Origin of the sequence: Nocardia yamanashiensis NBRC 100130, assembly GCF_001613325.1 — a bacterium.
GTDB lineage: Bacteria > Actinomycetota > Actinomycetes > Mycobacteriales > Mycobacteriaceae > Nocardia > Nocardia yamanashiensis.
Genome location: NZ_BDCD01000005.1, coordinates 108,962 through 133,282 on the forward strand (window position 1 = coordinate 108,962; position 24,321 = coordinate 133,282).

The 24,321-nt window shown below is 68.7% G+C and carries 18 protein-coding genes; 12 read left to right on the plus strand and 6 right to left on the minus strand.

All coding sequences use genetic code 11. The features are described 5' to 3' along the window. Positions 1 to 245 precede the first annotated feature (245 nt). Both NY1_RS05510 and NY1_RS05515 read left to right on the plus strand, forming a co-directional pair. Positions 246 to 3,473, plus strand: coding sequence for a crotonase/enoyl-CoA hydratase family protein (locus NY1_RS05510; RefSeq protein WP_067709098.1), 3,228 nt, complete (start codon positions 246 to 248; stop codon positions 3,471 to 3,473). Positions 3,474 to 3,606: 133 nt separating this feature from the next. Beyond that, positions 3,607 to 4,515 (plus strand): alpha/beta fold hydrolase, encoded by a 909-nt coding sequence (locus tag NY1_RS05515; protein WP_067709100.1) that lies wholly within the window; start codon positions 3,607 to 3,609, stop codon positions 4,513 to 4,515. Positions 4,516 to 4,564: 49 nt separating this feature from the next. Here NY1_RS05515 and NY1_RS05520 read toward each other — a convergent pair whose 3' ends face one another. Further along, a complete protein-coding gene (locus NY1_RS05520; protein ID WP_067709102.1) occupies positions 4,565 to 6,079 on the minus strand; it encodes a multicopper oxidase family protein in 1,515 nt (504 codons plus the stop codon). Positions 6,080 to 6,377: 298 nt separating this feature from the next. Here NY1_RS05520 and NY1_RS05525 point away from each other — a divergent pair, with 298 nt between their 5' ends. Both NY1_RS05525 and NY1_RS05530 read left to right on the plus strand, forming a co-directional pair. After that, on the plus strand, positions 6,378 to 7,619 hold the full coding sequence (locus tag NY1_RS05525) for a sensor histidine kinase (RefSeq protein WP_084534688.1): 1,242 nt from the start codon (positions 6,378 to 6,380) through the stop codon (positions 7,617 to 7,619). Beyond that, the gene (locus NY1_RS05530; RefSeq protein WP_067709105.1) at positions 7,616 to 8,248 is read left to right on the plus strand and encodes a response regulator; all 633 of its coding nucleotides are present in this window, start codon (positions 7,616 to 7,618) and stop codon (positions 8,246 to 8,248) included. The genes NY1_RS05525 and NY1_RS05530 overlap by 4 nt, the downstream gene beginning before the upstream one ends. A gap of 67 nt (positions 8,249 to 8,315) precedes the next feature. On the opposite strand, the gene NY1_RS05535 is transcribed toward NY1_RS05530, so the two are convergent. From NY1_RS05535 to NY1_RS05550, 4 genes are all read right to left on the minus strand, one after another. Further along, positions 8,316 to 8,972: an enoyl-CoA hydratase-related protein gene (locus tag NY1_RS05535; RefSeq protein WP_067709106.1), complete on the minus strand. Its 657-nt coding sequence runs from the start codon at positions 8,970 to 8,972 to the stop codon at positions 8,316 to 8,318. Positions 8,973 to 9,016: 44 nt separating this feature from the next. After that, the gene (locus NY1_RS05540; RefSeq protein WP_067709108.1) at positions 9,017 to 9,637 is read right to left on the minus strand and encodes a TetR family transcriptional regulator; all 621 of its coding nucleotides are present in this window, start codon (positions 9,635 to 9,637) and stop codon (positions 9,017 to 9,019) included. 191 nt (positions 9,638 to 9,828) lie between these two features. Then, positions 9,829 to 11,643 carry a fatty acid--CoA ligase FadD11 gene (gene fadD11, locus NY1_RS05545; RefSeq protein WP_067709110.1) on the minus strand — a complete coding sequence of 605 codons (1,815 nt, stop codon included), beginning with the start codon at positions 11,641 to 11,643 and terminating at the stop codon, positions 9,829 to 9,831. Between the two features lie 98 nt (positions 11,644 to 11,741). After that, positions 11,742 to 13,082 (minus strand): SPFH domain-containing protein, encoded by a 1,341-nt coding sequence (locus NY1_RS05550; protein WP_067709220.1) that lies wholly within the window; start codon positions 13,080 to 13,082, stop codon positions 11,742 to 11,744. Between the two features lie 255 nt (positions 13,083 to 13,337). On the opposite strand from NY1_RS05550, the gene NY1_RS05555 reads away from it, so the two are divergent. From NY1_RS05555 to NY1_RS05575, 5 genes are all read left to right on the plus strand, one after another. Next, complete coding sequence (locus NY1_RS05555; RefSeq protein WP_067709114.1) at positions 13,338 to 14,714, plus strand: MFS transporter; 1,377 nt, start codon at positions 13,338 to 13,340, stop codon at positions 14,712 to 14,714. A 209-nt stretch (positions 14,715 to 14,923) separates the two neighbouring features. Next, entirely contained in the window at positions 14,924 to 15,586 is a 663-nt protein-coding gene (locus tag NY1_RS05560; RefSeq protein WP_067709116.1) for a response regulator transcription factor, read from the plus strand. A 3-nt stretch (positions 15,587 to 15,589) separates the two neighbouring features. After that, the gene (locus NY1_RS05565) at positions 15,590 to 17,230 is read left to right on the plus strand and encodes an ATP-binding protein (RefSeq protein WP_067709117.1); all 1,641 of its coding nucleotides are present in this window, start codon (positions 15,590 to 15,592) and stop codon (positions 17,228 to 17,230) included. Beyond that, positions 17,227 to 18,219, plus strand: coding sequence for a TAXI family TRAP transporter solute-binding subunit (locus NY1_RS05570; protein WP_439955995.1), 993 nt, complete (start codon positions 17,227 to 17,229; stop codon positions 18,217 to 18,219). The genes NY1_RS05565 and NY1_RS05570 overlap by 4 nt, the downstream gene beginning before the upstream one ends. Positions 18,220 to 18,848: 629 nt before the next feature. Continuing rightward, complete coding sequence (locus NY1_RS05575; protein ID WP_067709119.1) at positions 18,849 to 19,217, plus strand: endonuclease VII domain-containing protein; 369 nt, start codon at positions 18,849 to 18,851, stop codon at positions 19,215 to 19,217. Between the two features lie 24 nt (positions 19,218 to 19,241). Here NY1_RS05575 and NY1_RS05580 read toward each other — a convergent pair whose 3' ends face one another. Continuing rightward, complete coding sequence (locus NY1_RS05580) at positions 19,242 to 20,204, minus strand: helix-turn-helix domain-containing protein (RefSeq protein ID WP_233434213.1); 963 nt, start codon at positions 20,202 to 20,204, stop codon at positions 19,242 to 19,244. Between NY1_RS05580 and NY1_RS05585 the strand changes: the two genes are divergently transcribed. The 3 genes from NY1_RS05585 to katG all read left to right on the plus strand — a co-directional run bounded on the left by NY1_RS05585 (position 20,170) and on the right by katG (position 24,306). Further along, positions 20,170 to 21,528 carry an MFS transporter gene (locus tag NY1_RS05585; RefSeq protein WP_169815309.1) on the plus strand — a complete coding sequence of 453 codons (1,359 nt, stop codon included), beginning with the start codon at positions 20,170 to 20,172 and terminating at the stop codon, positions 21,526 to 21,528. The genes NY1_RS05580 and NY1_RS05585 overlap by 35 nt on opposite strands. Positions 21,529 to 21,603: 75 nt before the next feature. After that, on the plus strand, positions 21,604 to 22,041 hold the full coding sequence (locus tag NY1_RS05590) for a Fur family transcriptional regulator (protein ID WP_067709121.1): 438 nt from the start codon (positions 21,604 to 21,606) through the stop codon (positions 22,039 to 22,041). A 39-nt stretch (positions 22,042 to 22,080) separates the two neighbouring features. Beyond that, positions 22,081 to 24,306, plus strand: coding sequence for a catalase/peroxidase HPI (katG, locus tag NY1_RS05595; protein ID WP_067709123.1), 2,226 nt, complete (start codon positions 22,081 to 22,083; stop codon positions 24,304 to 24,306). Positions 24,307 to 24,321 lie beyond the last annotated feature (15 nt).

Here is a 24,321-nt window from a genome sequence, read left to right on the forward strand (position 1 = left end):
TGGGCCCCGGATCCGTCCGGGGCCCAGCGTTTTCGTACGGGCCGTCCGCGTCGGTCCGTTCCGTCCTCGGCATCGCCACCCGCGCGGAGCTGGCTCGCGCTGTCGCCGCCGGCGCGGCACCGTCGGCCACCGCTGATCCGGCGGATTTATAGCCGTAAGCGATTGCTACGCGGCCGAATTCATCGATCTCGGTGGCCGGTGGCCGCGTTACGGTGAGGCTCTGACCCTCGACGAGGAGGTAGACGGTGGACGCGGTGCCGGGATTCGAGCGATTGCGTGCGGTGTTCGAGCAGGGGCGGGCGGTGCGCAAACAGGTGCGGGCCGGCGGGCAACTGCTGGGGGCGATGCGGCGTGATCCGCGCATCGTGCGGGACGTGGTGGCCGGATTGACCGGCCGCGCATCCGAACCGGCGCCCACGGCATCGGCGAGCGCGGCGGGCGGGGCCGCCGAGGCGCATGTGCCGCCTGCCGGACTCGCCGACTACACGCGTGCCGCGCACGCCCGCCAGGACCTGGACTCGGCCGCGGATCTGGTGTCCGCGTATCTGGCGGGCCTGGACCGGATCCCGCAGTGGGTGACATTCCATGCGGGCTGGCGTGGCGATCCGCCGGGTCAGGCGGTCGGGGGCGCGCAGTTCACGCAGGTGGCCAAGTTCATGGGTATCCCCGCCGATATCGCCTGGACGGTCGCCGCGGTGACACCGGCGGGTCTGGAATTGCACGGCACCGGCCCGCAGGGTCTGCGCCTGGGGTTGTGGATCACGGTGGTCCCCGCGGCCGCCGGTTCGGTCGTGTATCTGGATGCGGGCCTGGCCGGTCCGCCGATCGACGGCCCGCTGGGCGCGACGGTCACCCGCGGTCTGGGTGACGCATTGCGCGAATCTCTGGCAACGCTGCCCGCCGCGGTCGCGGCCGCGGCACCTCAGCTCACCGGTCCTGTCGTGGCGCGCACGCCGGTGCTGCATCACGCCTCGGGCCGCATGCTGGCACCGAACACCCCGGTCCTGGTGGGTGTCGGGCAGGTCGTCAACCGTGTCCAGGATCCCGCTTTCGTGGATCCTTCGGAGCTGGCGGTGCGTGCCCTGCGCCGCGCGGCCCTGGATGCCACGTCCCCCGTCGCCGCGGGTTCCTCACCGTCGGCTGTCGGCACCACGCCTGGCGATCGTTCTGCCGCGACGGCATCCCGCTCGGCCGGGTCGGGCGCAGGGGCGTCTCCGGATCACGCGGCCGCCACCACCGGTCCGGGCGACGACGCGCATGTCGAATCCGGTTCGCCGGGCGCGGATTCCGATGCCGGCCCGGCCGAGACGGGTGTGCTGCCCGAGCCTGCGCGGCGGCTGCTGGCGGGCGCGCAGGCGGTGTTCTCGGTGGCGCCGACGTCGTGGCAGTACCGGGATCTGGGGGCGATCGTCGCGGCCGCGGTGGGTGCGGGTGAGGTGGTGACGGTGCAGTCGAGTCCGTTCGGGGGTGACGGCGGGCAGTTGGTGATCAACGAGGCCGCGGCGGCGATCGCGGGCGGGGAGTTCGAGATCGCGCTGGTGACGGGCGCCGAGGCGGGGGCCACGCAGGCGGCGGCGCAGCGTGCGGGGATCGAATTGGCGTGGCCGGCACAGGATTCGGCGGTGGCGCCGACACGGACGGTGGGGATCGACAAACCGGCCAACAATGCGGCGGAGACGGCGGCGGGGTTGCTGGCGCCGACGACGATGTACGCGCTGCTCGAGTCGGCGAACCGGCATCGGCTCGGGCGCACGGTGAGTGAGCATGCGCGGGCGGTGGCGCAGTTGTGGGCGCGGTTCTCGGCGGTGGCGGCGGGCAATCGGTTCGCGTGGCAGCCGCAGGAGTTGACCGCCGAGCAGATCGGCACGGTGGGGCCGGAGAATCGGATGATCGCGGCCCCGTATCCGAAGCTCGAGTGCGCGAACCTGACGGTGGACATGGCGTCGGGGTTGATTCTGTGCAGTGTGGCGGCGGCCGAGGCGGCGGGGATCGCGCAGGACAAGTGGGTGTTCATTCACGCGGGCGCGTCGGGCACCGATGAGTGGTTCGTCAGCGAGCGCGCCGAATTGGCGGCTTCCCCGGCGATCGCGGCGCTGGGTGCGGCGGTGCTGGGGCATGCGGGGGTGACGATCGAGGAGGTCGCGCATGTGGATCTGTACGCGTGTTTCCCGGTGGCGGTGCAGATCGCGGCGCGGGAGCTGGGATTGGCGGCCGAGGATCCCAAGCGGTCGCTGACGGTGACGGGCGGGCTGACTTTCGGGGGCGGTCCGGGCAACAATTACGGTGGGCACGCGGTGGCGAGCCTGGTGGGGCGGTTGCGGGCCGAGCCCGGATCGTTCGGGCTGGCCACCTCGCTGGGCTGGTATCTGACCAAGCATGCGATCGGCGTGTATTCGACGGTGCCGCCGCGCACCGGGTTCGCGCATCTGCGGCCGGTGATCGAGCATCCGCCGGCGCGCCCGGCCCGCACCGGGTACGCGGGTCCGGCGGTGGTGGAGGCGTACACGCTGCCCTATGACCGCGACGGCGTCCCGGAAGCGGTGATCTTGAGCCTGCTGACCCCGCAGGGGGCGCGAGTACTGGTGCGCGGCACCGATTCCGGGCTCCTCGCGGCCGCGACCGATCAGGACCTGCTGGGTTTGCCGGTGACCGTCGACGGGGATCAGGTGACGGTCACCGGGCAGCAGCCGGTGCCGTTGCCCGCGCCGCCGCCGGCGCCGGTGCTGGTGGAGCGCCGCGGCCACATCATGATCATCACGATCAATCGGCCGCAGGCCCGCAATGCCGTCGATCTGGCGACCGCGCTGGGCCTCGAGCGCGCCATAGACGCCTTCGACGCCGACCCGGACGCACGCATCGCGATCCTCACCGGTGCGGGCGGATATTTCAGTGCCGGAATGGATCTCAAGGCCGCCGCGCGCGGGGAGGTGCCGGTCACCGAGAAGCGCGGCATCCTCGGCATCATCTCCGTCCCGCCCCGCAAACCGCTCATCGCCGCGGTGGAGGGTCCGGCGCTGGCCGGTGGCTGTGAGCTGGCGCTGGCGGCGGATCTGATCGTGGCCGCCAGCGATTCCATCTTCGGCATTCCGGAGGTCAAGCGTGGTCTGGTCGCGATCGGCGGCGGGGTGCTGCGGTTGTCGCAGCGACTGCCGCGCGCGGTGGCGATGGAGCTGGCATTGACCGGTGACCCGATCACGGCCGAGCGTGCCGCGCAGATCGGGTTGATCAACGAGGTCGCCGCACCCGGTCAGGCATTGGATGCCGCGTTGGCGCTGGCGGAACGGATCGCGGTGAACGCGCCGCTGAGCGTGGATGCCAGCAAGCAGATCATCGAGCAGGCCCCGGACTGGTCGACCAGCGAAGCCTTCGCCCGCCAAGGTCAGGTGGCCGCGGCGGCGGTGTCGTCCGAGGACGCGGGCGAGGGTATGCGCGCCTTCGTGGAGAAGCGGCCGCCGGTGTGGAAGGGCCGGTGAATCCGGTTGCAGCACAGCGTGTCCCACCTGGCGGCACCCACTGTTGATGACGGCCGGGGCGCGCACGCATACTCCGGCACACCAGCGAGGCCCCTCGATGAGTGGCGCGCTGACCGATGTGAGGACTGATGAGATGACGGCTGCGAATTCCCAGGCGCGCGTACGCACCCTGCGACGTGACGGACTGACGCTCTCGGCCCGCCATTTCGGGCCCGCCGACGCGCCACTGGTGCTGCTGCTGCACGGTTTCCCCGATACCCCGCACAGTTTCGACGCGGTGATCCCGGCGTTGCTCGAGGCCGGATATCAGGTGCTGGCGCCGTGGTTGCGCGGCTACACCCGCGAATCGGCCGATCGGCGTGCCCGCTACGACCTGATGGCGGTCAGCGCCGATATCGCTGCCTGGCATCGCGAGCTGGGGTCCCCGCCCGCGCATCTGGTCGGCCACGATTGGGGTGCGTTCGCGGCCACGATCCTGGCCAAGCAGTCCCCGCCGCAGTGGCTTTCCCTGACCCTGCTGGCGATCCCGCCGTTCGGCGACGGCATGCCCGCGGCCGCGCTGCGGTATCTGCCCCGGCAAACCCTGCTCTCCTCCTATATTCCGGTGATGCAGTCGGGTGCGTCCCCGCGGCTGCTCACCCGTGATCACGCGGCGTTCGTGCGGGCGTTGTGGCGGCGCTGGTCACCGGGCTGGGCGTTCACCGACACCGACTTCGCGCCCACCGCGGCGGTGTTCACCGATCCGCTGATGGCGTGGTCGGCGACCCGCTACTACCGTTCCCTGTTCACCGTGCACCGTGCCGCGACCCGCGAATTCCAGCGCCTGCTGGTGGCGCCGTGGCCCGCGCTGCCCACCCTGGCCTTGGCCGGTGCCCGTGACGGCTGCCTGTCGCCGGACCTGCAACGCGTGCTGGCCGAGCGGGCCGGGGCGACCCATGCCTCGATCGCCGGAGCCGGGCATTTCCTGCATGCCGAACGCCCCGGCGAGGTGGCCGCGCATCTGCTGCCCCACCTGCGCGCGGCATCGGTACCGGTCCGCTGAGGGCTGCTCCGGCGGGACGGCTGCCTGCTGATCGTCGCGGCCGCGGCGGTCAATGTCCGCCGTGCCCACCGTTTTCCATGCCCGCGTGATCGGCCGGCATGGTCATCGGTGTCGCCTGCTGGCCGGGGTCCAGGAGCAGGAATTGGCCCATCATGCCCGCGTCCTCGTGGTGCAGCAGGTGGCAGTGGAACATGTACGGGTAGGTGGGGTCGGCGGGGCCGGGGAAATGCATGACGAGTTCGTAGGTGCGGCCGGGTTCGGTGTAGACGGTGTCCTTGAACCCGGCCAGTTCCGGTGGCGGCGGGGCGCCGTCGATGGCGCGGATGCGGAACCGGGTGTCGTGGACGTGGAAATTGTGCGGCCAGTCCTCGAGATTGCGCACCGCCCACACTTCGGTGGCGCCGGTGGTGATGGTCATGTCGATACGGTTCATGTCCATTTTCAAACCGTTGATCATGAACCATTTCAGGTCGAAGGTGCGGTCGACCGCGGCGGCGGTGAGGGCGGCCGGTGCGGCGGTGAGCGCTGCGGGCAGCGCGGGGGAACTGTGCAACCGGGTGCCCGCGCGCAGGGTGAGCACGTCGAAGGTGTCGTCGAACCCGAACCGTTCGGGCCGGTCGATCCCGGCCCGCATGGTGACCGGGAGCGCGCGCAGCACCACCGAGTCGCTCCCGCGCGCCGCGACCACGATCTCGGCGCGCTCGCCGGGACTGAGCGTGATCCGTTGCAGCGCGACCGGTTCGGTCAATAGTCCGCCGTCGGTCGCGACGAGATCGAATCGCCGGTCGTCGGAGAATCCGAGCTGGAACACCCGGCTCGAGGATCCGTTGAGCAGCCGCAACCGCACCCGTTCGGTCCGCACCTCCAGATGCGCGCCACTGATCCCGTTCACCACCATGGTGGTCCCGAGCAACCCGAAACTGTTGCCGCGCCGCTCATCCAGCGTCCCGTCCGCGGTGAGCGTCTTGTCCTGCAGGACGACCGGAATATCGTCCACCCCGTACTCGCGCGGCAGCGGCAAGCCCTCGCTGTCCTCGTCATCGATCAGGAACAAGCCCGAAAGCCCCCGGTACACATGCTTTTCGGTATTGCCGTGCGGATGCGGGTGATACCACAGCGTCGCCGCGGGCTGTTCGATGCGCCAGCTGGGATTCCACTGCCCGCCGGGCGCGATCATCTGATGCGGTCCGCCGTCGCAGGACGCCGGTACATGCATCCCGTGCCAATGCACACTGGTCGCCTCACCGAGAGTGTTGCGCACCGCCACCGCGACGGTCTCCCCGCGCCGCGCCCGCAACGTCGGCCCCAGCATCGCCCCGTTGTATCCCCAGGTGGGCGTGGACTTCCCGGCCACGATCTCCGAATTCCCCGCCTGCACGGTCAACGCGAACCGCCGCACCCCCGCCGCATCCACGCTCCCGTGCTCCACCGGCGGAATCGGCAACGGCCGGGTACCCCCGGAACCGTCCGCAACAGTGGATCCGGCACCCCGTGCACATCCGCCGGCAGCGAACGCGACGGGCAGGGCGGTGGCGGCGACGAGCAGTCGTCGTCTCGAGAGCACGAATTCTCCTCGGGTCGGTGATCCCTCCACCCTCGCCGCCCACCCCCGCCCCCGACTCCCTCCGAGAGGCCGCATCCCAACCCGTTTTCCGGCCCCCAAGCACCTTGCGCACCCTTGCACCCTCTGCTAAAAGCTCACGTTGCCGCTGGTCGGTGCTCGCGAGGCGGTGGGTGTACGCGTCGCAGGGTGGGTGGTTTGTTGGGTTCTCTAGGGTGGATGGGTGCGCTTTCCCCGTGGTTTCCGTGACGTGTGGCAAGCCGGGCGTGTACTGCCATTGGTGGTTACTCCAGTGTTGCTGATGGCGAGCACGTTTCCGGGCGAGTATCGGGTGCCGTTGAGTTATTGGCTGCTGGCGATGTCGGCGGCGATAGTGTTCGCGGTAGGTGGGCGGTGGCCGTTGCCGGTCTCGCTGGTGTTGTCGGGCCTGGCGGTGCCGTTGTTCTTGATTCCGGCGTGGGGTTTGTCGGGGCTGGTGCCGTTTCTGGGAGCGGTGGCGCTGGTGGAGGTGGTGGTGCGGTGCGGGTCGGGCGCGACGGCACTGGCGGCGGTGTGCTGGACGGTTGCGGTCGTGGTGGGCAGGTGGGGTGGGCATTCACCGTCGTTCGGGTTGGTGAGCGCGGTGGTGGAGGCGGGCACGTTCGTGGCGTTGCCGGTGCTGCTGGGGTTGTATCTGCGGGGGCAGCGAGCGTTGACGGCGTCGTTGCGGGCGCGCGCGGCCGAGGGTGAGACGCGGGCGCGGGCCGAGGAGCGCATCGCGCTGGCACGGGAATTGCATGATCTGGTGGCGCATCACATAGCGTCGATCGTGTTGCGGGTGAAGGTGGCCCGGCAGGTGATCGTCGCTGATCCGCCGGTCGCGCAGGTGCTCGACGATGTGGCCGAGACGGCGACCGGCGCACTGGCCGATATCCGGCGATTGCTGGCGGCCTTGCGGGATCCGGCATTGAGCGAGGTGACCTTGGTGGATGCGGCCGCGGTGCGCGGGGAACTGGCGGCGGCGGTGGAGCGGGTGCGCGCGGCGGGATTCACGGTGGAATCGGACCTGTCCGCCCCGGTCGAGGGATTGGATGCGATCGCGCGGCTGACATTGCTGCGGCTGGCACAGGAGTCCCTGACGAATGTCATGAAGCACGCCGACCGCCGCCGCCCGGTGCGAATCACCCTGACTCCCAGCGAATCCGGCATCCGCCTCGAGGTACGCAGCGGCATCCCCGATCGCGATCTGCCCGCCAACACCTCACCACCGACGTTGTCCCGCACCGGACACCCGCCGCTCGGGCACGGCATGGTCGGGATGCGCGAGCGCGCCGAACTCGCCTGCGGCACATTGACCGTCGGCGCGGTCGGCCACGAATGGCAGGTCCTGGCCGACTTACCCACTGCCGCTCCAGCATCGGCTAACGGCGACGTCACTGCCGCAGTCGGTCCCGCCGCGGGTTCGAAGTCCACAACCACAGTCGATTCCGCCGCGAGTTCGGGTGCGGGTTGGCCGCTTTCTTCCGGCGGTGCGCCGACGTCCCCGGCGGGTGGTGTGCGATGACGCGGATTCTGCTGGTGGATGATCAGCGGCTGGTGCGGGCGGGTTTGCGGATGTTGGTGGAGGCGGCGCCGGATCTCGAGGTGGCGGGTGAGGCGGCCGATGGGGTGGCGGCGGTGCGGGCGGCGGCGGAGTTGCGTCCGGATCTGGTGTTGATGGATTTGCGGATGCCGGGTTTGGACGGGGTGGCGGCGACGCGGCAGATCGTGGCGGCGCGTCCGGAGTCGAAGGTGCTGGTGCTGACCACGTTCGACGATGACGAGCATTTGTTTCCGGCGTTGGCGGCGGGTGCGGCGGGGTATCTGGTCAAGGACACCGAGCCGGCGGATCTGCTGGCCGCGATCCGGCGGGTGCGCGACGGTGAGTTGTTGTTCTCACCGTCGCTGCTGCGGCGGCTGGTGGATCGCGCGGTGGCCGCACCGGCGCATCAGCGGGCGCCCGCTGCCGAGTTGACCCCGCGCGAACGCGAGGTATTGCTGCTGGTGGGTGAGGGTTTCGGCAATCAGGAGATCGCCGACCGCCTGCATCTGGGCGTGACCACGGTCAAGAAACATATCGCGCAGTTGATGGACAAGACCGGTTGCGACAATCGCGTCCGCTTGGCCGTCTACGCCGTCGACCACCTGCGCTGACCCCGCACGAGTATCGGCGAAACTGCTTGCGGCAGGCCGGGTTCGGTTCAGGGCAGGCCGAATTGGTTCAGGGCAGGGTGAGCGCGGTGACCGCGGGCGCGAACATGACGTTCTTGATGGCGGTGATGGTGCCCGGATCCTTGACTCCCAGCGGCGCGACGAGCGCGACCGCGGTATCGGTGAGCTCTTCGAGCGGCCCGATGGCGTCCACGATGTCGTAGGCGAGCGCGTCGAGTCCGCCGAAGCGCCGTCCGGTGGTCATCGACGCCACCGCCGCCTTGGGTGCGAGTTTGGCTTGGATGAGCGCGGCCATGCCGGCGGTGAACGGAATCCGGATGTCGGCTTCGGGGAAGCAGAAGAACCCGCGGTCTTCGCGCATGACCCGGAAGTCGTGCGCGATGGCCAGCATGGCGCCCGCCCCGAACGCGTGTCCCGGCAGCGCGGCGACGGTCGGTGTGGGGAAGGTGAGCAGGCGCGCGAACAGCGCGTGTACTTGCGCCACATACCATTCGGCGCGGTCGCCGTGGGCCGAGAGCCAGTCCAGGTCCAGGCCGTTGGAGTAGAACTTGCCGCTGCCGGTGGTGATCAGGGCGTGTGCGCCGTCGGCGAGCACGCTGTCGAGGTGCGTGTTGACCTCGGTGAGGAAGTCAGGTGAGAAACGGTTCTCCTCGTCGCCGAGGTCGAGGACGGCGATCTTGTCGCGGTAGCTCAGGGTGACGGTCATCGGAATTTCCTTCGGTGTTCGGGTGGGGCGAGTGCCGGTGCGGGTCAGGGGTTTCGAGGTGATCGCGGGGCGGGTCCGATCTCGAGGACGGCGCGTACGGCGGCCCGCAGCTGGGTGCGGGCGACCGGGTCGGTGAGGCGGCGGCGGTCGAGCAGTACCGCGGTGGGCAGGTCGACGACGCAGATGGTGAGGGTGTCCACGGCCTGCCGGTCCGCGCGCCCCCACAGGGTGGTGGCCAGTTGTTTGAGCAGATCGATGAGCGCCCGGTCGAGCCGGTCGAGTTCACCGCGCACCTGTTCGGGCAGTTCCGCGCCGAGGAAGTCCCCGCGCCGCACGCTGAACAGCAGCGCCGAGGAGGCCGGATACCGTTCGGTGAACACCACCGGTGCGTCGGCGGCAGCGACCACGGCATCGGCCGGGTCAGTGTGGGTGGCTTGTGCGTCGACCAGTTCGGCTTGCACGTCCAGGAAGCGTCCGGCGGCGCGAATCCAGGTGCGGCCCAGCAGTTCCGCGCGTGAGGTGAAGGTGTGGTAGATCGCCCCGTTGGATGCTCCGGTCGCGGCGGCGACCGCGCGGATGGTGACCGCGGCGGCGCCGGAGCGTACGGCGAGGTCTTCGGCGGCATCGAGGACCGCGTCCGGATCGTGGGTGCGGGGGCGGGGCATACCCGAACCATAACAGAGCAGATGCTCTGTTATCCAGGGCTGGTATCGACGCCGATCGCCCGCGCGCACCCCGCACCCGACGGAGGCTCCCGGGTGCGTCCGGGCGCACCTGCGTGGCTCATGCCGCACAGCTGATGCGCGCGTGCCCGCCGCCGATGTACCGGCGGCGGGCACGATCGAGGTGCCGGATGTCAGCCGGTCACCGCTTCCCCGCTGCCGGGTTCGTGTACTCCGTCGGCGAGCGTGGGGGAGTACATGCGTTCGATCTCGGTGGCGTATTTGGCGGCGATGGGTTTGCGGCGCAGTTTCATGGTGAGGGTGATCTCGTCGCCTCCGGGTTCCCAGAACGCCGGCAGGATGGTGAATCGTTTGATCTGTTCGACGCGGGAGAGTTTCGCGTTCCCGGCCGCGACGCCGCGCGCGATCTCGGCGACCACTTCCTTGTCCACCGCCAGCGCCGCCGCGGACCCGTCGCTGAGATGGTGTTGTGCCGCATAGGGTTGTGCGGTTTCGGCGTCGATGACGATGAGCGCGGTGTTGTAGGGGCGTGCGTCCCCGATGGTGGCGATGGCTCCGATCAGCGGGGTGGCGGCTTTGATGCTGTTCTCGATATTGGCCGGGGACATGTTCTTGCCGCCGGCGTTGATGATGAGTTCTTTCTTGCGGTCGACCACGCGCAGGTAGCCGTCGGTGTCTTCGGTGATGATGTCGCCGGTGTGCAGCCAGCCGTCGGCGTCGAGCGCGTCGCGGGTTTTGCCGGGTTCGTCGCGGTAGGCGCGCATGACCAGTGGTCCGCGCACCAGGAATTCCCCGTCTTCGGCGATGCGTGATTCCAGCCCCGGCAGCAGTTTGCCGACCGTGCCCAGTCGTGCGGTCTGTGGCGGGCTGACGCTGGCGATGCAGGTCAGCTCCGACATCCCCCACACTTCGGAGATGGGGATGCCGAGCCCGTAGAAGAACCCGAGTGTTTCCGGCGGGATCGGCGCGGCCCCCGACAGCGCCCATTTCACTTGATCCAGGCCGAGTTTGGCGCGCAGCTTGGACAGCACCGCCGCGTCGGCTTTCGCCCATTCGGCGGCTTGCACCTCATCGAGGGCCGCCCCGGCCAGTTGCGCGACGGCTTTGCGTCCGGCCACGTCAAGGGCCCATTGGAGTCCGGCTTTGCGGGTGGGGTCGGTTTCGCTGGCGACGGAGAATTCCACGGCCGCTTTGAGTTTCTCCCACACCCGCGGCACCGCACCCCAGATGGTGGGGTGCACGTCGGCCAGGGCGGCGGGCAGTTGGGTGCGGTCGGGTACGACGGTGATCTGGGTGCCGTAGTACTGGTGCAGGTAGAGCGCGGTGACCCGGTCGGCCATGTGCGCGGTCGGCAGGAAGGAGGTGATGCGGTCACCGAATTCCACGGGCATGACCGAGGCGTAGGCGTGGCATTCGAAGGCGAGGTTGGCGTGGGCGATCTCCACGCCTTTGGGGTTGCCGGTGGTGCCGGAGGTGTAGCAGAGGGTGACGATATCCTCGCCCGTGACCGCCTGCCAGGCGGCGTCGAAGTCGAAGTCCTTGCGCCCCAACGCGATCAATTGCGCGACGCTGAGCGTGCCGGGTACGGCGCGGTCGACGCACACGATGGTTTCGATGGGCACCCCGCTGGCGCGCACCCGCTCGACGTAGTGGGCTTCGCAGATGACGATCCGGTTGCCCGCATTGGTGAACACGTATTGCAACTGTTCGGCCGAGAGCGTGTTGTACACCGAGAAGGAGGTGGCGCCGGTGTGCTGGGCGCCGACTTCCAGGGGATAGAACTCGACCCGGTTGGCCATCATCAACGCCACGGTGTCCCCGCGCCCGACCCCGAGCGCCGCCAGTCCGGCCGCGACGGCTTTCACCTGCGCGGCGTATTCACCCCAGCTCAATTCCACCTCGCCGCCGATCGCGCGTACCGCGATCGCGTCCGGGTCGATCGCGGCCACGCGCTGAAAGGCCGCACAGGAGGTCATCGGTTCACTCATCGCAGTTCTCGTTCCACTCCACCACCAGGTTCAGCACCGACGGTAGAGCCGCGCCCGCCCCCGTACCCGCCGAATCCGGAGATTGCCGCAACCGCCGGTCACGGTTGCCCGTTCGGGCGGACGAGGGCCAGGATTTCGCTCAATTGGGTGATCAGGCCCGCCAATCCGAGGGTGTCCCCGCCGATCTGCACCGATTTCAGCTCCGCCGGCGCCGGCAACGCGTGCACGATCTTGGGCAGTGCTTCCACCAGTTGCGCTTGCACGGTGCTCGCGCTGCGCTGATTGGCGTTGTCGATGCCGAGGCGTTCGCGTTCGATCCCCAGCAGTGCCTCCTCGTGTGCGGCCCGGGCGCGGGCGTGGGTGAGGGCGAGTTCGGCGTCGACCTGCAGCCGCCGCAATTCCTGTGCCAGGCGGGCGTTCTCGGCGCGTTCGCCGTGCTGTTCGCGTTCGAGCCGCAATGCCGTCAATGCCGCCTGTTGCGCGAGTTCGGCGACGGTGGCCGCGTCGTCGTGTTCGCGGGTGGTGCGCCGCAATTGTTCGGCCGATTCGCGATCGAAGCGGGCGGCTTCGTGCCGGGCCCGCAGGTCGGCCAGTTCGCGTTCGTTCTCGATGCGCTGCTGTTCGCTGGTGCGCGCGGCCGCCATCTCGCGGGCGGTGACGGCTTGCTGGGCGTCGAGTTCGGCCAGGCGCGCCACCCGGTTCTGTTCGCTGCGGTAGGGCTTTTGCAGGTTCTCCCACAACGTGTTCGAGCTGACGACCGCTTCTTTGATCTGCACGGTCACGATCCGCAAACCCAGTCCGCGATCGGCGCGCCCGTCCCCGTCCCCTTCGGCGACGGTGCGCAGCCGGGCGGTCAATTCCTCGATGATGGGTTGTTTGTCGCTGAGCACATCACGCACCCCGAGGGTGGACACCTTGTCCTTGATGGCGGCCTCGGCCTGCTCCCGCAATTGCACGTTCACCAACCGCACCGGATCCTGCGCGTCGGAGAAATCGAGTTTGCGGTAGGCGGTGGCGAAATCGTCGATGATCCACTGCACGTACCCCTGCACCAGCACGCCCTGCAATTCCGAGCAAATGCAGTAGGCGTTGATCAGGATCGTCTGGATCGCGCCCGGCACCACCAGGTACGAGTCGGTGGCCGGGTTGAACCGGAACGACACCCCCAGCCCGATGTGCAGGGGTTCGCTGCGTCCGCGCCGGGTGTGCACGACGAACGCGTTGGGCGGCACCAGCACCGTGCGCCACCGCCAGAACCCGCTCACCCGCACATCCACCGGCCCCTGCACCGGTGTCTCCCGCGCGGGCCCGACCCGGTTGGCGCGCTTGGCCATCACCCCGCGCCCGCTCCCCGCCGGCCCCGACCCCGCCAACTCCTCCTCCAGCACCGCCTGCTGCGCCACCACCTGATCGAGATACGAATTGCTCTTGGTCGCCATGCCCGGCACGCTACCGCTCCCCACCGGCCCCGCCCACACCTTTTCGATCCTCCGGAATCCGTTCCGCCGCAACACTGTTCGAGCGATCGCCCGGCAACCGTCGCGATCCCCGGAAGCGGTATCCGAACGCTGTCGCCCGCCGGCTTCCGTCCTAAGGGACTGTTAGGAAACCCCGAGACCTCTTCAACCGGCGTGTGTCGCCCGCCACAGTGGGTGCGGATGCGATGAGGCATCACGCTAGTGAAGGAGAACCCAGTGACAGCAACAGCGCCGGGCGGGGAACGCCGGGTCGTCGCGAACGTGTTGCGCGGCTCGATCGGCAATCTCGTCGAATGGTACGACTGGTACGTCTATGCGGCGTTCAGCGTGTATTTCGCCAAAGCGTTCTTCCCCGAAGGGGATGCAACGGCACAGTTGCTGTCCACCGCGGCGGTGTTCGCGGTCGGATTCCTGATGCGGCCCATCGGCGGCTGGGCATTGGGCCGCTACGCCGACCGGTTCGGGCGGCGCTCGGCGCTGACGCTGTCGGTGACGGTGATGGCGGCCGGATCGCTGCTGATCGCGGTGACACCGAGCTTCGCCACCATCGGATTGGCGGCGCCGGTGATCCTGCTGCTGGCGCGGCTGCTGCAAGGATTGTCGGTGGGCGGGGAGTACGCGACCAGCGCCACCTACCTGTCGGAAGTGGCCTCGGCGGGACGGCGCGGGTTCTATTCCAGCTTCCAGTACGTGACCCTGGTCGCCGGACAGCTGATCGCGCTCGGTGTGCAGATCGTGCTGCTGCAGTTCCTGACCAGCGCGCAAATGTACGCCTGGGGCTGGCGGATCCCGTTCGTGATCGGCGCGGGCGCGGCCATCGTGGTGATGTGGCTGCGACGCGGCATGGACGAATCGGAATCCTTCCGCAGCGAATCCGCGCGCACCGGAAGCGATGCCGCGCAAGGCAAGTCGGGGCAGGGGTCGCTGAAGGTGCTGCTGCGGTATCCGCGCGAATGCCTGCTCGTGGTCGGTTTGACCCTCGGCGGCACGGTCGCGTTCTACACCTACACCACCTACATGCAGAAATACATGGTCAACACCTCCGGCATCGCCAAATCGACGGTGGCGTGGATCAACTTCGTGGCACTGCTGGTGTTCGTGGTGCTGCAACCCCTCGCCGGTGCGCTCTCGGACCGGATCGGGCGGCGCAAACTGCTCATCGCGTTCGGAGTGGCGGGCACGGTGTGCACGGTGCCGATCATGACCATCCTCGGGCACACCACCTCCGCGATCCCGGCATTCCTGCTCATGCTGACCGCGCTGGTCATCATCACCGGCTACACCTCGATCAACGCGATCGTGAAAGCCGAACTGTTCCCCACCCGCATCCGCGCCCTCGGGGTCGGGTTGCCGTACGCGCTGACGGTGGCGATCTTCGGCGGCACGGCGGAGATGATCGCGCTCGCGTTGAAGAAGGCCGGGCACGAATCGCTGTACTTCTGGTACGTGTCGGGCTGCATCCTGATCTCGCTGCTCACCTACTTCTTCATGCGGGAAACCTCCGCGGATTCGGCGATCGACGCCGAAGCGCAGGCGGCGCGGGCCGGTGACGAGGTCGCGGCGGTGACGGTCGAGAAGGTCGCGGCACGCTGAGCGGCGGGCCGGGGTGGGCTTGACGGCACCCCGGCGTCAGGATTCGTCCGGGCCGTCCTGGAACGACAGGCCGTCCCGCTGTTCGAGGAAGACCCGAACGGCGGGACGGCCTCCGCCGATATCGTCGCCCGGCGTGCCGACGCCGGGCGACCGTCCATACCCCCGAGCCCGGTGACCAGTCGGTTTCGATTGCAGGAGAGAATCAGCCCATGCGTTTGGCGGTGGTCGAAGACGATGACGGGGTCGGGGACGCGCTCGTCGAAGCGTTCACCGCGCGCGGCCATCACACCGATCGGATGCGGCGCGGGACGGATCTGCTGACCGCGCATCGCGGCTACGACGCGGTGGTACTCGATCTCGGCTTGCCCGACGCGGACGGGTTGACGGTGCTGCGGCAGCTGCGAGAAGTGAGCACGGTCCCGGTGGTCATCCTGACCGCGCGCAGCGACGAACGCTCCATCGTGCGCGGATTGCGCGGCGGCGCCGACGATTACGTGGTGAAACCGCCCCGGATCGCCGAACTGCTGGCACGCATCGAGAACGTGACGCGCCGCCATCTCGCCGTCTCGGCGCCGGCGAGCCAGCGCATCGTGCAGACCGGGGATGTGCGAGTCGACCTCGAAGCGCGCCGGGTCGAGATCGCGGGAATCCCGGTGACATTGACCGCCAAGGAATTCGAACTCGTCGAAGCGCTGGTGGAACGCCCGGGAGCGGCGGTCTCACGGCAGCAGTTGATGGATCGCATCTGGGGCGATGCGTTCGTGGCGGTCTCACGCACCCTGGACGTGCACATGACCGGGCTGCGCGCCAAGCTCGACCGGCCGGGACTGATCACCACCATCCGCGGCTACGGCTACCGCTGGGGCGAATGAGCGGTGCGTCGCCGGCTGCTGACCGCCTTGACCGTGTTCGCCACCCTCGCGGTGCTGGCGTTCGCAGTACCGCTGTGCCTGACCGCCGCGACCAGCCGCACCCAGCAATTGGCCGGCGACCGCATCGGTGACGCGGACCGGTTCGCGGCCCTGGCGGTCACGGCGGGCGCGCTCGGCGACAATCGGGGCTTGGCGGCGGAGGTGAACCGGTACCACGACCTGTACGGGGAACCGGTGCTGGTGGTGGATGCGCGCGGGCTGCCGATCGTGAACGCGGGAGTCGATGCCGCCGATCCGGCGATCGCCGCCGCGGTGGCGGCCGCCCGCCGCAATCAACGCCCCGCCACCCCGGCGCGGCTCTTGCCGTGGGGGCCTTCGACATTGCTGATCGCCCGGCCGGTCGGCAGTGACGTGCATGTCGACGGCGCGGTCCTGATCACCGTGTCGACCGCTCGCGCACGCACCGACATCGCGCGGGTGTGGGCGATCGTGGCATTGGGCGCACTCGCCGCCATGGCCGTGTTCACCGCACTCGCGCTGATCCTGTCGCGCTGGGTGCTTCGCCCCCTGGCCGGGCTGTCGGCGGCGGTGGCGGGATTGACCGCGTCGCTACCCAAACCTCGCACCACCGCCGCCATGACACGCCGGCACGGTGGCCCGCCCGAACTGCGTGCCGTCGCCGAATCGGTCGACACCATGGCCCTGGCCGTCCGGGATTCCGCGGCCGCGCAACGCCGCCTGGTCGATGACACCGCGCACGCGATGCGGAATCCGCTCGCCGCGTTGACCATCCGCCTCGATTCCCTCGAGCCCGCGATTCCCGCGACCGCGGCCGCCACCTTCCACGGAGCGACCCGCGAAGTGGAGCGACTCACCGCGCTGCTCGACGACCTGCTGACCCTCGCGGTCGCGGAAGGCAATGCGGTCACACCGGCCCGCCGGGTCGAACCCTGCGATGTGCGCGCGGTCGCCGCGGACCGGATCGACGCCTGGCACACGGCTTTCGACCAAGCCGGTATGACGCTGTCACTCGAAGGCACAGTCCCGGCTGCCGATCGCCGCGACGGGCAGACAGACAGCAGGTACGAACTTGCCGGGCAGGAGGCCGACAGGCACAGACTCGCTGACCGCACAGGCAACGGACACGGTCCCGCCGACCACGCAGGCAACGGACAGGGGCTCGCCGGCCGAGCAGGCGAGCGGCACGGTCTCGCTGGAAGGACAGGCGCCGGGCACGGTTCTGTCGAACGAGCCGACGAGGGCCAAGGTCTCCCTGGCTCCAGCAGTGAGGCCGTGTCCAGTGTCCCCGCCGATGTGCTGGCACAAATCCTGGATGTGGCACTGAGCAATTCGTCCCGCTACGCCGGCCCCGGCGCGCACACCCGCATCACGGTCACCCCGGCACCGGGCGAGGTCACGATCATCGTGGCCGACGACGGTCCCGGCGTACCCGACAGCGAGCTCGCCGACCTCACGACCCGCTTCTTCCGGGGCAGCACCGCCCACGGGATCGGCGGTTCCGGTCTCGGGCTGCCAATCGCGGCGGCCCTGGTGAAATCCGTACACGGCCGCCTGGCAGTCGAGCCGGTGACACCGCACGGGCTGGCAGTGATCATCGGTCTGCCGGTGGGGGAGAGCTCATGAGCGGCGACCAATCGGCTGCCATGTCCGCAGCTTCCGGCATTCCCACCGGTTCCGGTACCCGCCTGCTGTCACGGCGCGGATTCCTGCGCTCCGGAACAGCTTTCGCCGCGCTGGCCGGGTTGGCGGGCCCGCTGGGGCTCACCGCCTGTTCCGATGATTCCGCCCAGTCGCCGGTGCGGCTGGCGGCGGGGGAGGTGGGCGGCTTCTATCACGCGTTCGCGCAACAACTTTCACGTATCGCCGCATCGACGGGGCTGCGTATCGATGTCATCGCCACCGCGGGCTCGGTCGACAATCTGGCCCTCCTGTCACGCGGCGAAGCCGACACAGCCTTGATCCTGGCCGATTCCCTCGACGACAACCCCGACCCGCCACCGGCCATCGGCCGCGTCTACGAGAACTACCTCCAACTCGCCGTCGCCGCCACCGGCCCCCTCACCACCCTCGCCGACCTGCGCGGCACACGCGTCAACCTGGGCGCATCCGGATCCGGCGCCACCCACACCGGCGAAAAACTGCTCCTGGCCGCCGGTCTCACCCGCACCGACGTCACCATCAGCCACTTACCGCTACGAGACGCTGTCACCGCCCTCACCACCGACCGCCTCGACGCCCTCCTGTGGGCCGGCGGCGTCCCCACCCCCGCCCTGGCCGACCCCGCAATCCGCCTACTGGATCTCACCGGCCTGGCCGACCCGATGCGCGACCGCTTCGGCTACCTCTACGACCCGGTCCTCATCCCCGCCGGCACCTACCCGAACTCCCCACCCGTACACACCATCGGCGTCGCGAACCTGCTCATCGCCAGCCCCAGCCTGCCCGACACCACCGCCGCCGCCCTCACCGAACTGCTCCTCACCCACCCCGATTCCCTGGTACCGGCCGAAGCAGCAGGCACCCAGTTCCTCGAGGCCCGCTCACTCATCGGCACCGGTGTCGCACCCCTGCATCCGGGCGCGATGGGCGTATATCGCCGCAATCACGGATGACCGGACACCAGCCCTTATTCCGTCACTGTGACGAATAATGTTGGGGGAGTACAGGAATCGCAGGGGAGAGGCCCCACCCATTGCGATGAACGCCCCACCCCACGCTAGCTCAGCCCCGATCATGCAGCACCCACCGAACGACAGAACGGCAACACATACCGTGCCGTCGGTCTGATACGCGTCCAAATGCATATACACCGTGGCGATGGACAGGTACGCGGTCACCACATCCCTTGCCAGACCGTCGAATATTCCGTCACAGTGACGTATCAAGGGTGAAGATCCGGGCCACAGGGGAGCGGCAGCCGAACCTCCAATCAGCCCCAATCCAGCCAACCACCCAGAACAGGAATATTTCCACCAAAGGGCCGCTGGAACGAAAAATAAACTCCCGCACCGATTTACACCATCCTGCAGCCTCCAACAGCAGCACACACACCAACCAATACAGAAGTCACGGCCTGGCAGCAGAACTCACCGAACAGTCACCGAATCCATCTGCAATACAACAGTTTTCCCCGCTCCAGCCCCCGCCGTAAATATGCCGATAATCAACACTATGTCAAGTTGACCTCCCGTAACTGACGGCACGTTCTGCGATGGCTCGGGCCAAGCGAAACCCACTGTGTATGAAGTGCTATCAGCGCGCACGCCGCTCGCGGCAAGGGCCGACGGAAGCACGCCGCGCCAACCTGTGGGCCAAATACCGAATCACTCCTGAGCAATACGATTCCATGCGCCTGGCTCAGTGTTACCGCTGCGCGATCTGCGGCATCCATGAGGACGAGATCGAGGTGTCGGGGGTCGGCGGCAGACCGCGGCAGGACGGCGTACCCATTATCAAGTCTCCCCTATCGGTCGATCACGATCATGCCGATGGCGCTGTGCGTGGGCTGCTGTGCCCGTCATGCAATCTGGGTCTGGGGAAGTTCGGCGACGATACGGCTCGGCTCGCGTCGGCGATCGCCTACCTGAATCGGTTCGGCGGTTCCTCGTGAATGGTGTTCGGCTGCATCCGATAGTCAGCGTTGGAAGGATCGGCGGTAGGTCATGGGGGTTACGCCTACCTCGCGGATGAAATGGTGGCGGAGGTTGCCGGCGGTGCCCATGCCGCAGAGTTGGCTGATGCGCTCGATGGGGAGGTCGGTGGATTCGAGGAGTTGGCGGGCGCGGGACAGGCGGGCCGAGTGCAGCCAGCGTAGTGGTGTGGTGCCGGTGGATTCGGTGAAGCGGCGGGCCAGGGTGCGGGTGCTGAGGCCGGCGGTGCGGGCGAGTTGGGTGACGGTGAGTTGCTGGTCGAGGTTTTCGGTGGCCCATTGCAGGACGTGTCCGAAGCCGTCGCTGCCGGAGCGTGGCATGGGCTGTTCGATGAATTGGGCCTGTCCCCCGGCGCGGTGGGTTTGCACGACCATGCGGCGCGCGACCTGGTTGGCGACGTCGGCGCCGAGGTCGGTGCGGACCAGGTGCAGGCACAGGTCGATGCCGGCGGTAACGCCCGCGCTGGTCAGGACGTCGCCGTCGTCGACGTAGAGCACGGACGGGTCGAGGCGGACCTGCGGGTATCGGGTGCGCATGAGGTCGGCGTAGCGCCAGTGTGTGGTGGCGGGGCGCCCGTCGAGCAGGCCCGCGGCGGACAGGGCGAACGCGCCGGTGCACAGTGACACGATTCGCGCTCCGCGGGCGTGTGCGGTCAGGAGTGCGTCGTTGAGCCGGGGGTCGACGATGTCGGCGGCGATGTTGTCGGGGTTGAGGCCGGGCACGATCACGATGTCGGCGTCGTGCAGGGCGTGCAGGTCGTAGGGGGTGTCCAGGACGAAGCCGTGGGTGATCCGGGTCTCCCCCGGGTCGGCGGCGCACATGCGCAGCTCGTACCACGGGTCGGCGATGTCGAGGCGCTGGATGCCGAATACCTGTGCGGCGATGGACATCTCCAGCATGGGCATGCCGTCGGTGACGGCGACCGCGACGATTCCGGGGGTGCTCACTCCACCAGAGTACTGGCAGAATTTTCATCAAGGTGGTCATTTTTGCCACTCGTGGGTGTGCGGCTGCGCGATCAGGCTGAATCTTGTGATTAGGACTGAAGTTTCGGGCCGCGCGCGGCTCCCCCGCCCGGTGGCTTTCGGCTTGGCCGCGACGGTGATCGGGTTCTGTTTGGCGGCCTCGGCGGTACCGTCGCCGATCTACAAGCTGTATGCGACGACCTGGCGGCTGGACACCTCGACGGTGACATGGATCTATGCCACCTATTGTTTCGGTGTGCTGGCGTCCCTGCTGATGCTGGGCCGTGTCTCCGATGCGGTGGGCCGGCGTCCGGTGATCGCGGCGGGACTGGCGGGGTTGACGGCTTCGATGGTGTTGTTCGCCTGCGCTTCCGGTGTCGGGTGGCTGTTCCTGGCGCGAGCGGTGCAGGGTTTGTCGACGGGCATTGTGATCAGTGCCGCGGGTGCGGCGCTGCTGGAGCTGTATGACGGTGCGGATCCGGCGCGGGCGGGCTTGTACAACGTGGTGGCCAGTTCGCTCGGCGTCGGTTCCGGTGGGCTGGTCGGCGCGCTGCTGGTGCAGTACGGCCCGTCTCCGATGGTGACGCCGTTCGTGCTGCTGGCCGTGCTCGCGGCGCTGTTGCTGGCGGGCAGTGTGCTGATGCCGGAGACGGTGGTGTCGCGCAGTGGTTTCCGGATCACCGCGCCGGGGGTGCCGCGGGCGGTGCTGGCCCCGTTCACGGTGGCGGGTTTGGCGATCGCGTGCGCGTGGTCGATCATCGGGCTGTTTCTGGGTCTGGTCGGGGCGATCGTCCCGAGCCTGCTGCACACCGGCAGTTATCTCCCGGCGGGTGTGGCGATTCTGGTGATGGGCGGCGCGGGCACGGCGGCGGCGATCTCGACCCGTCAGCGCACGCCGGCGTCCCAGATCGGGTGGGGTATGGCGATCATGTCGGCGGGCATTCTTCTCTTGGCGGTGTCGGTGACCGGTAGTGGTTCGGCGGCGGCGTTCCTGTGCTCGGGGGTGGTGATCGGATTCGGTATGGGCAGTGGGATGTTCGGTGCGCTGCGCCTGCTGGGTGCGGCCGCCCCGCCGGATCATCGCGCGCAGGTGATCGCGGCGTTCTACCTCGTGGCCTATGCGGCCATTTCCTTGCCCGCGATCGCCGCGGGGTACACCGCCCGTCATCTGGGCGCCGCGCCGACGATCCAGCTCTTCGGCGCCGGCATCGTCGTCGTCTCCCTCGCGACGCTGGCGCTGGCTCGCCGCAGGGCGCGCTCGGACACTACAAGCGCCGGGCGAAGCTTCGTCGCTTCCTCCAAATGAACGGTGGCCGAACGACTCGAGCATGGTTGGTTGAAACGGCTCCACTCAAGACTTGAATGAGTCATACTTCGGGATATGTCCAGTAGTTCGGACTTCGAGCGGATGCTGCGTGCGGCGTCGTTGCGGGTGACAGCGCCGCGCGTCGCCGTACTGAGCACCGTGCACGCGAACCCGCATGCCGACACCGACTCGATCCTCACCCAGGTGCGCGGCGTGCTGGGCACGGTGTCGCATCAGGCCGTGTACGACGTGTTGCGGGTGCTGACGGCGGCGGGATTGTTGCGCCGGATTCAGCCCATGGGTTCGGTGGCCCGGTACGAGACCCGGGTCGGGGACAACCATCACCATCTGGTGTGCCGTTCCTGCGGGACCATCACCGATGTCGATTGCGCCGTCGGCGAGGCCCCCTGTCTGACCGCTTCGAACGACAACGGGTTCGTCCTGGACGAAGCCGAGGTCATCTATTGGGGCCTGTGCCCCGAATGCTCGAAAACGCAAGTGCCGCAGTCGTGATCGCAGCCCGATCGCACTACTCCCCCGAAAGGAACCGCCGTGTCTGTTGAACACCCGCCCATCGGAGAGGCCAGCACGGAACCCGCCGCGGGTTGCCCCGTGACGTCCCGCCTCAAGCCGCCGACCGAGGGTGGCAGCAACCGGGACTGGTGGCCCGACCAGGTCAATCTGAAGATCCTGCAGAAGAACCCGGACGTCATCAACCCCCTGGGCGCCGACTTCGATTACGCTGCCGCGTTCAACAGCCTGGATCTGGCGGCGGTGAAGGCCGATATCGAAGCGGTCATGACCACCTCGCAGGACTGGTGGCCCGCCGACTTCGGGCACTACGGGCCGTTCTTCATCCGCATGGCCTGGCACGCCGCCGGCACCTACCGCATCCAGGACGGGCGCGGCGGCGCGGGCGCGGGCATGCAGCGCTTCGCTCCCCTGAATTCCTGGCCCGACAATGCCAGCCTGGACAAGGCGCGCCGGCTGCTGTGGCCGGTGAAGCAGAAGTACGGGCAGAAGATCTCCTGGGCCGACCTGATCGTGTACGCCGGTAACGTCGCCCTGGAATCGATGGGCTTCGAAACCTTCGGGTTCGGTGGCGGCCGCGTCGACCAGTGGGAGCCCGAGGAGGACGTGTACTGGGGTCCCGAGCACACCTGGCTCGGCGATGAGCGCTACAGCGGCACCCGCGACCTGGAAAACCCCCTGGCCGCGGTGCAGATGGGCCTGATCTACGTCAATCCCGAAGGCCCCAACGGCAATCCGGATCCCCTCGCGGCCGCGGTCGATATCCGTGAGACGTTCGCGCGGATGGCGATGAACGATGTGGAGACCGCGGCGCTGATCGTGGGCGGGCACACCTTCGGCAAGACCCACGGCGCCGGCCCGGCCGATCACGTCGGCCCCGAGCCCGAAGCCGCCCCGTTCGAGGAGCAGGGCCTGGGCTGGCGCTCCAGCTTCGGCACCGGTGTCGGCAAGGACGCCATCACCTCCGGGCTCGAGGTCACCTGGACCCCGACCCCGATCACTTGGGACAACTCGTTCCTCGAGACCCTCTACGGCTACGAGTGGGAGCTGACCAAGTCCCCCGCCGGCGCCAACCAGTGGACGCCGAAGGACGGCGGCGGCGCGGGCACCGTCCCGGACGCGCATGTCGCGGGCAAGACCATCGCGCCCGGCATGCTCACCACCGACCTGTCGATGCGGTTCGATCCCATCTACGAGCAGATCACCCGCCGCTGGCTCGAGCATCCCGAAGAGCTGGCGCAGGAGTTCGCCAAGGCCTGGTACAAGCTCACCCACCGCGATATGGGCCCGGTGGTGCGCTACCTGGGCCCGCTGGTGCCTTCGGAGACGCTGCTGTGGCAGGACCCGATCCCGGCCGTCGATCACGAGCTGATCGGCGCGGCCGAGATCGCCGACCTCAAGTCCCGCCTCCTGGCCTCCGGTTTGACCGTGGCGCAGCTGGTTTCGACCGCGTGGTCGGCGGCGGCCTCGTTCCGCGGCAGTGACAAGCGCGGTGGCGCCAACGGCGGCCGGGTGCGTCTGGCCCCGCAGTCGGGCTGGGAGGTCAACTCCCCCGACGAGCTCGCGCAGGTCGTGCGCACGCTGGAAGGCATTGCCGAACAGTTCAATTCCGAGCAGACCGGCAATGTGCGGGTCTCGTTCGCGGATCTGGTGGTGCTGGGCGGTGTCGCGGCCGTGGAGCAGGCGGCCAAGGCCGGCGGTGTCGAGATCGAGGTGCCGTTCGCGCCCGGGCGCACCGACGCCACGCAGGAGAACACCGATGTGGAGTCCTTCGCGGCGCTCGAGCCGACTTCCGACGGGTTCCGCAACTACCTGGGCAAGGGTCACCGGCTGCCGGCGGAATATCAGCTGGTGGATCGGGCGAACCTGCTGACGCTGTCCGCGCCGGAGATGACCGTGCTCGTCGGTGGCCTGCGGGCACTCGGCGCCAATCACGGTGGTTCGCAGCAGGGTGTGCTCACCTCGACCCCGGGTGTGCTCACCAACGACTTCTTCGTGAACCTTCTCGATATGGCGACCGAGTGGAAGCCGTCGGCCGCCGATGACGGCAGCTACGAGGGCGTGGACCGGGCCACCGGCAAGACCCTGTGGACCGGCAGCCGTGTCGATCTGCTGTTCGGGTCGAACTCGCAGCTGCGCGCCATCGCCGAGGTGTATGCCACCGATGACGCCAAGCCGAAGTTCGTGGCCGACTTCGTCAAGGCGTGGGACAAGGTGATGACCCTGGATCGCTTCGATCTGGCCTGACCGCTCCCCCGTGCG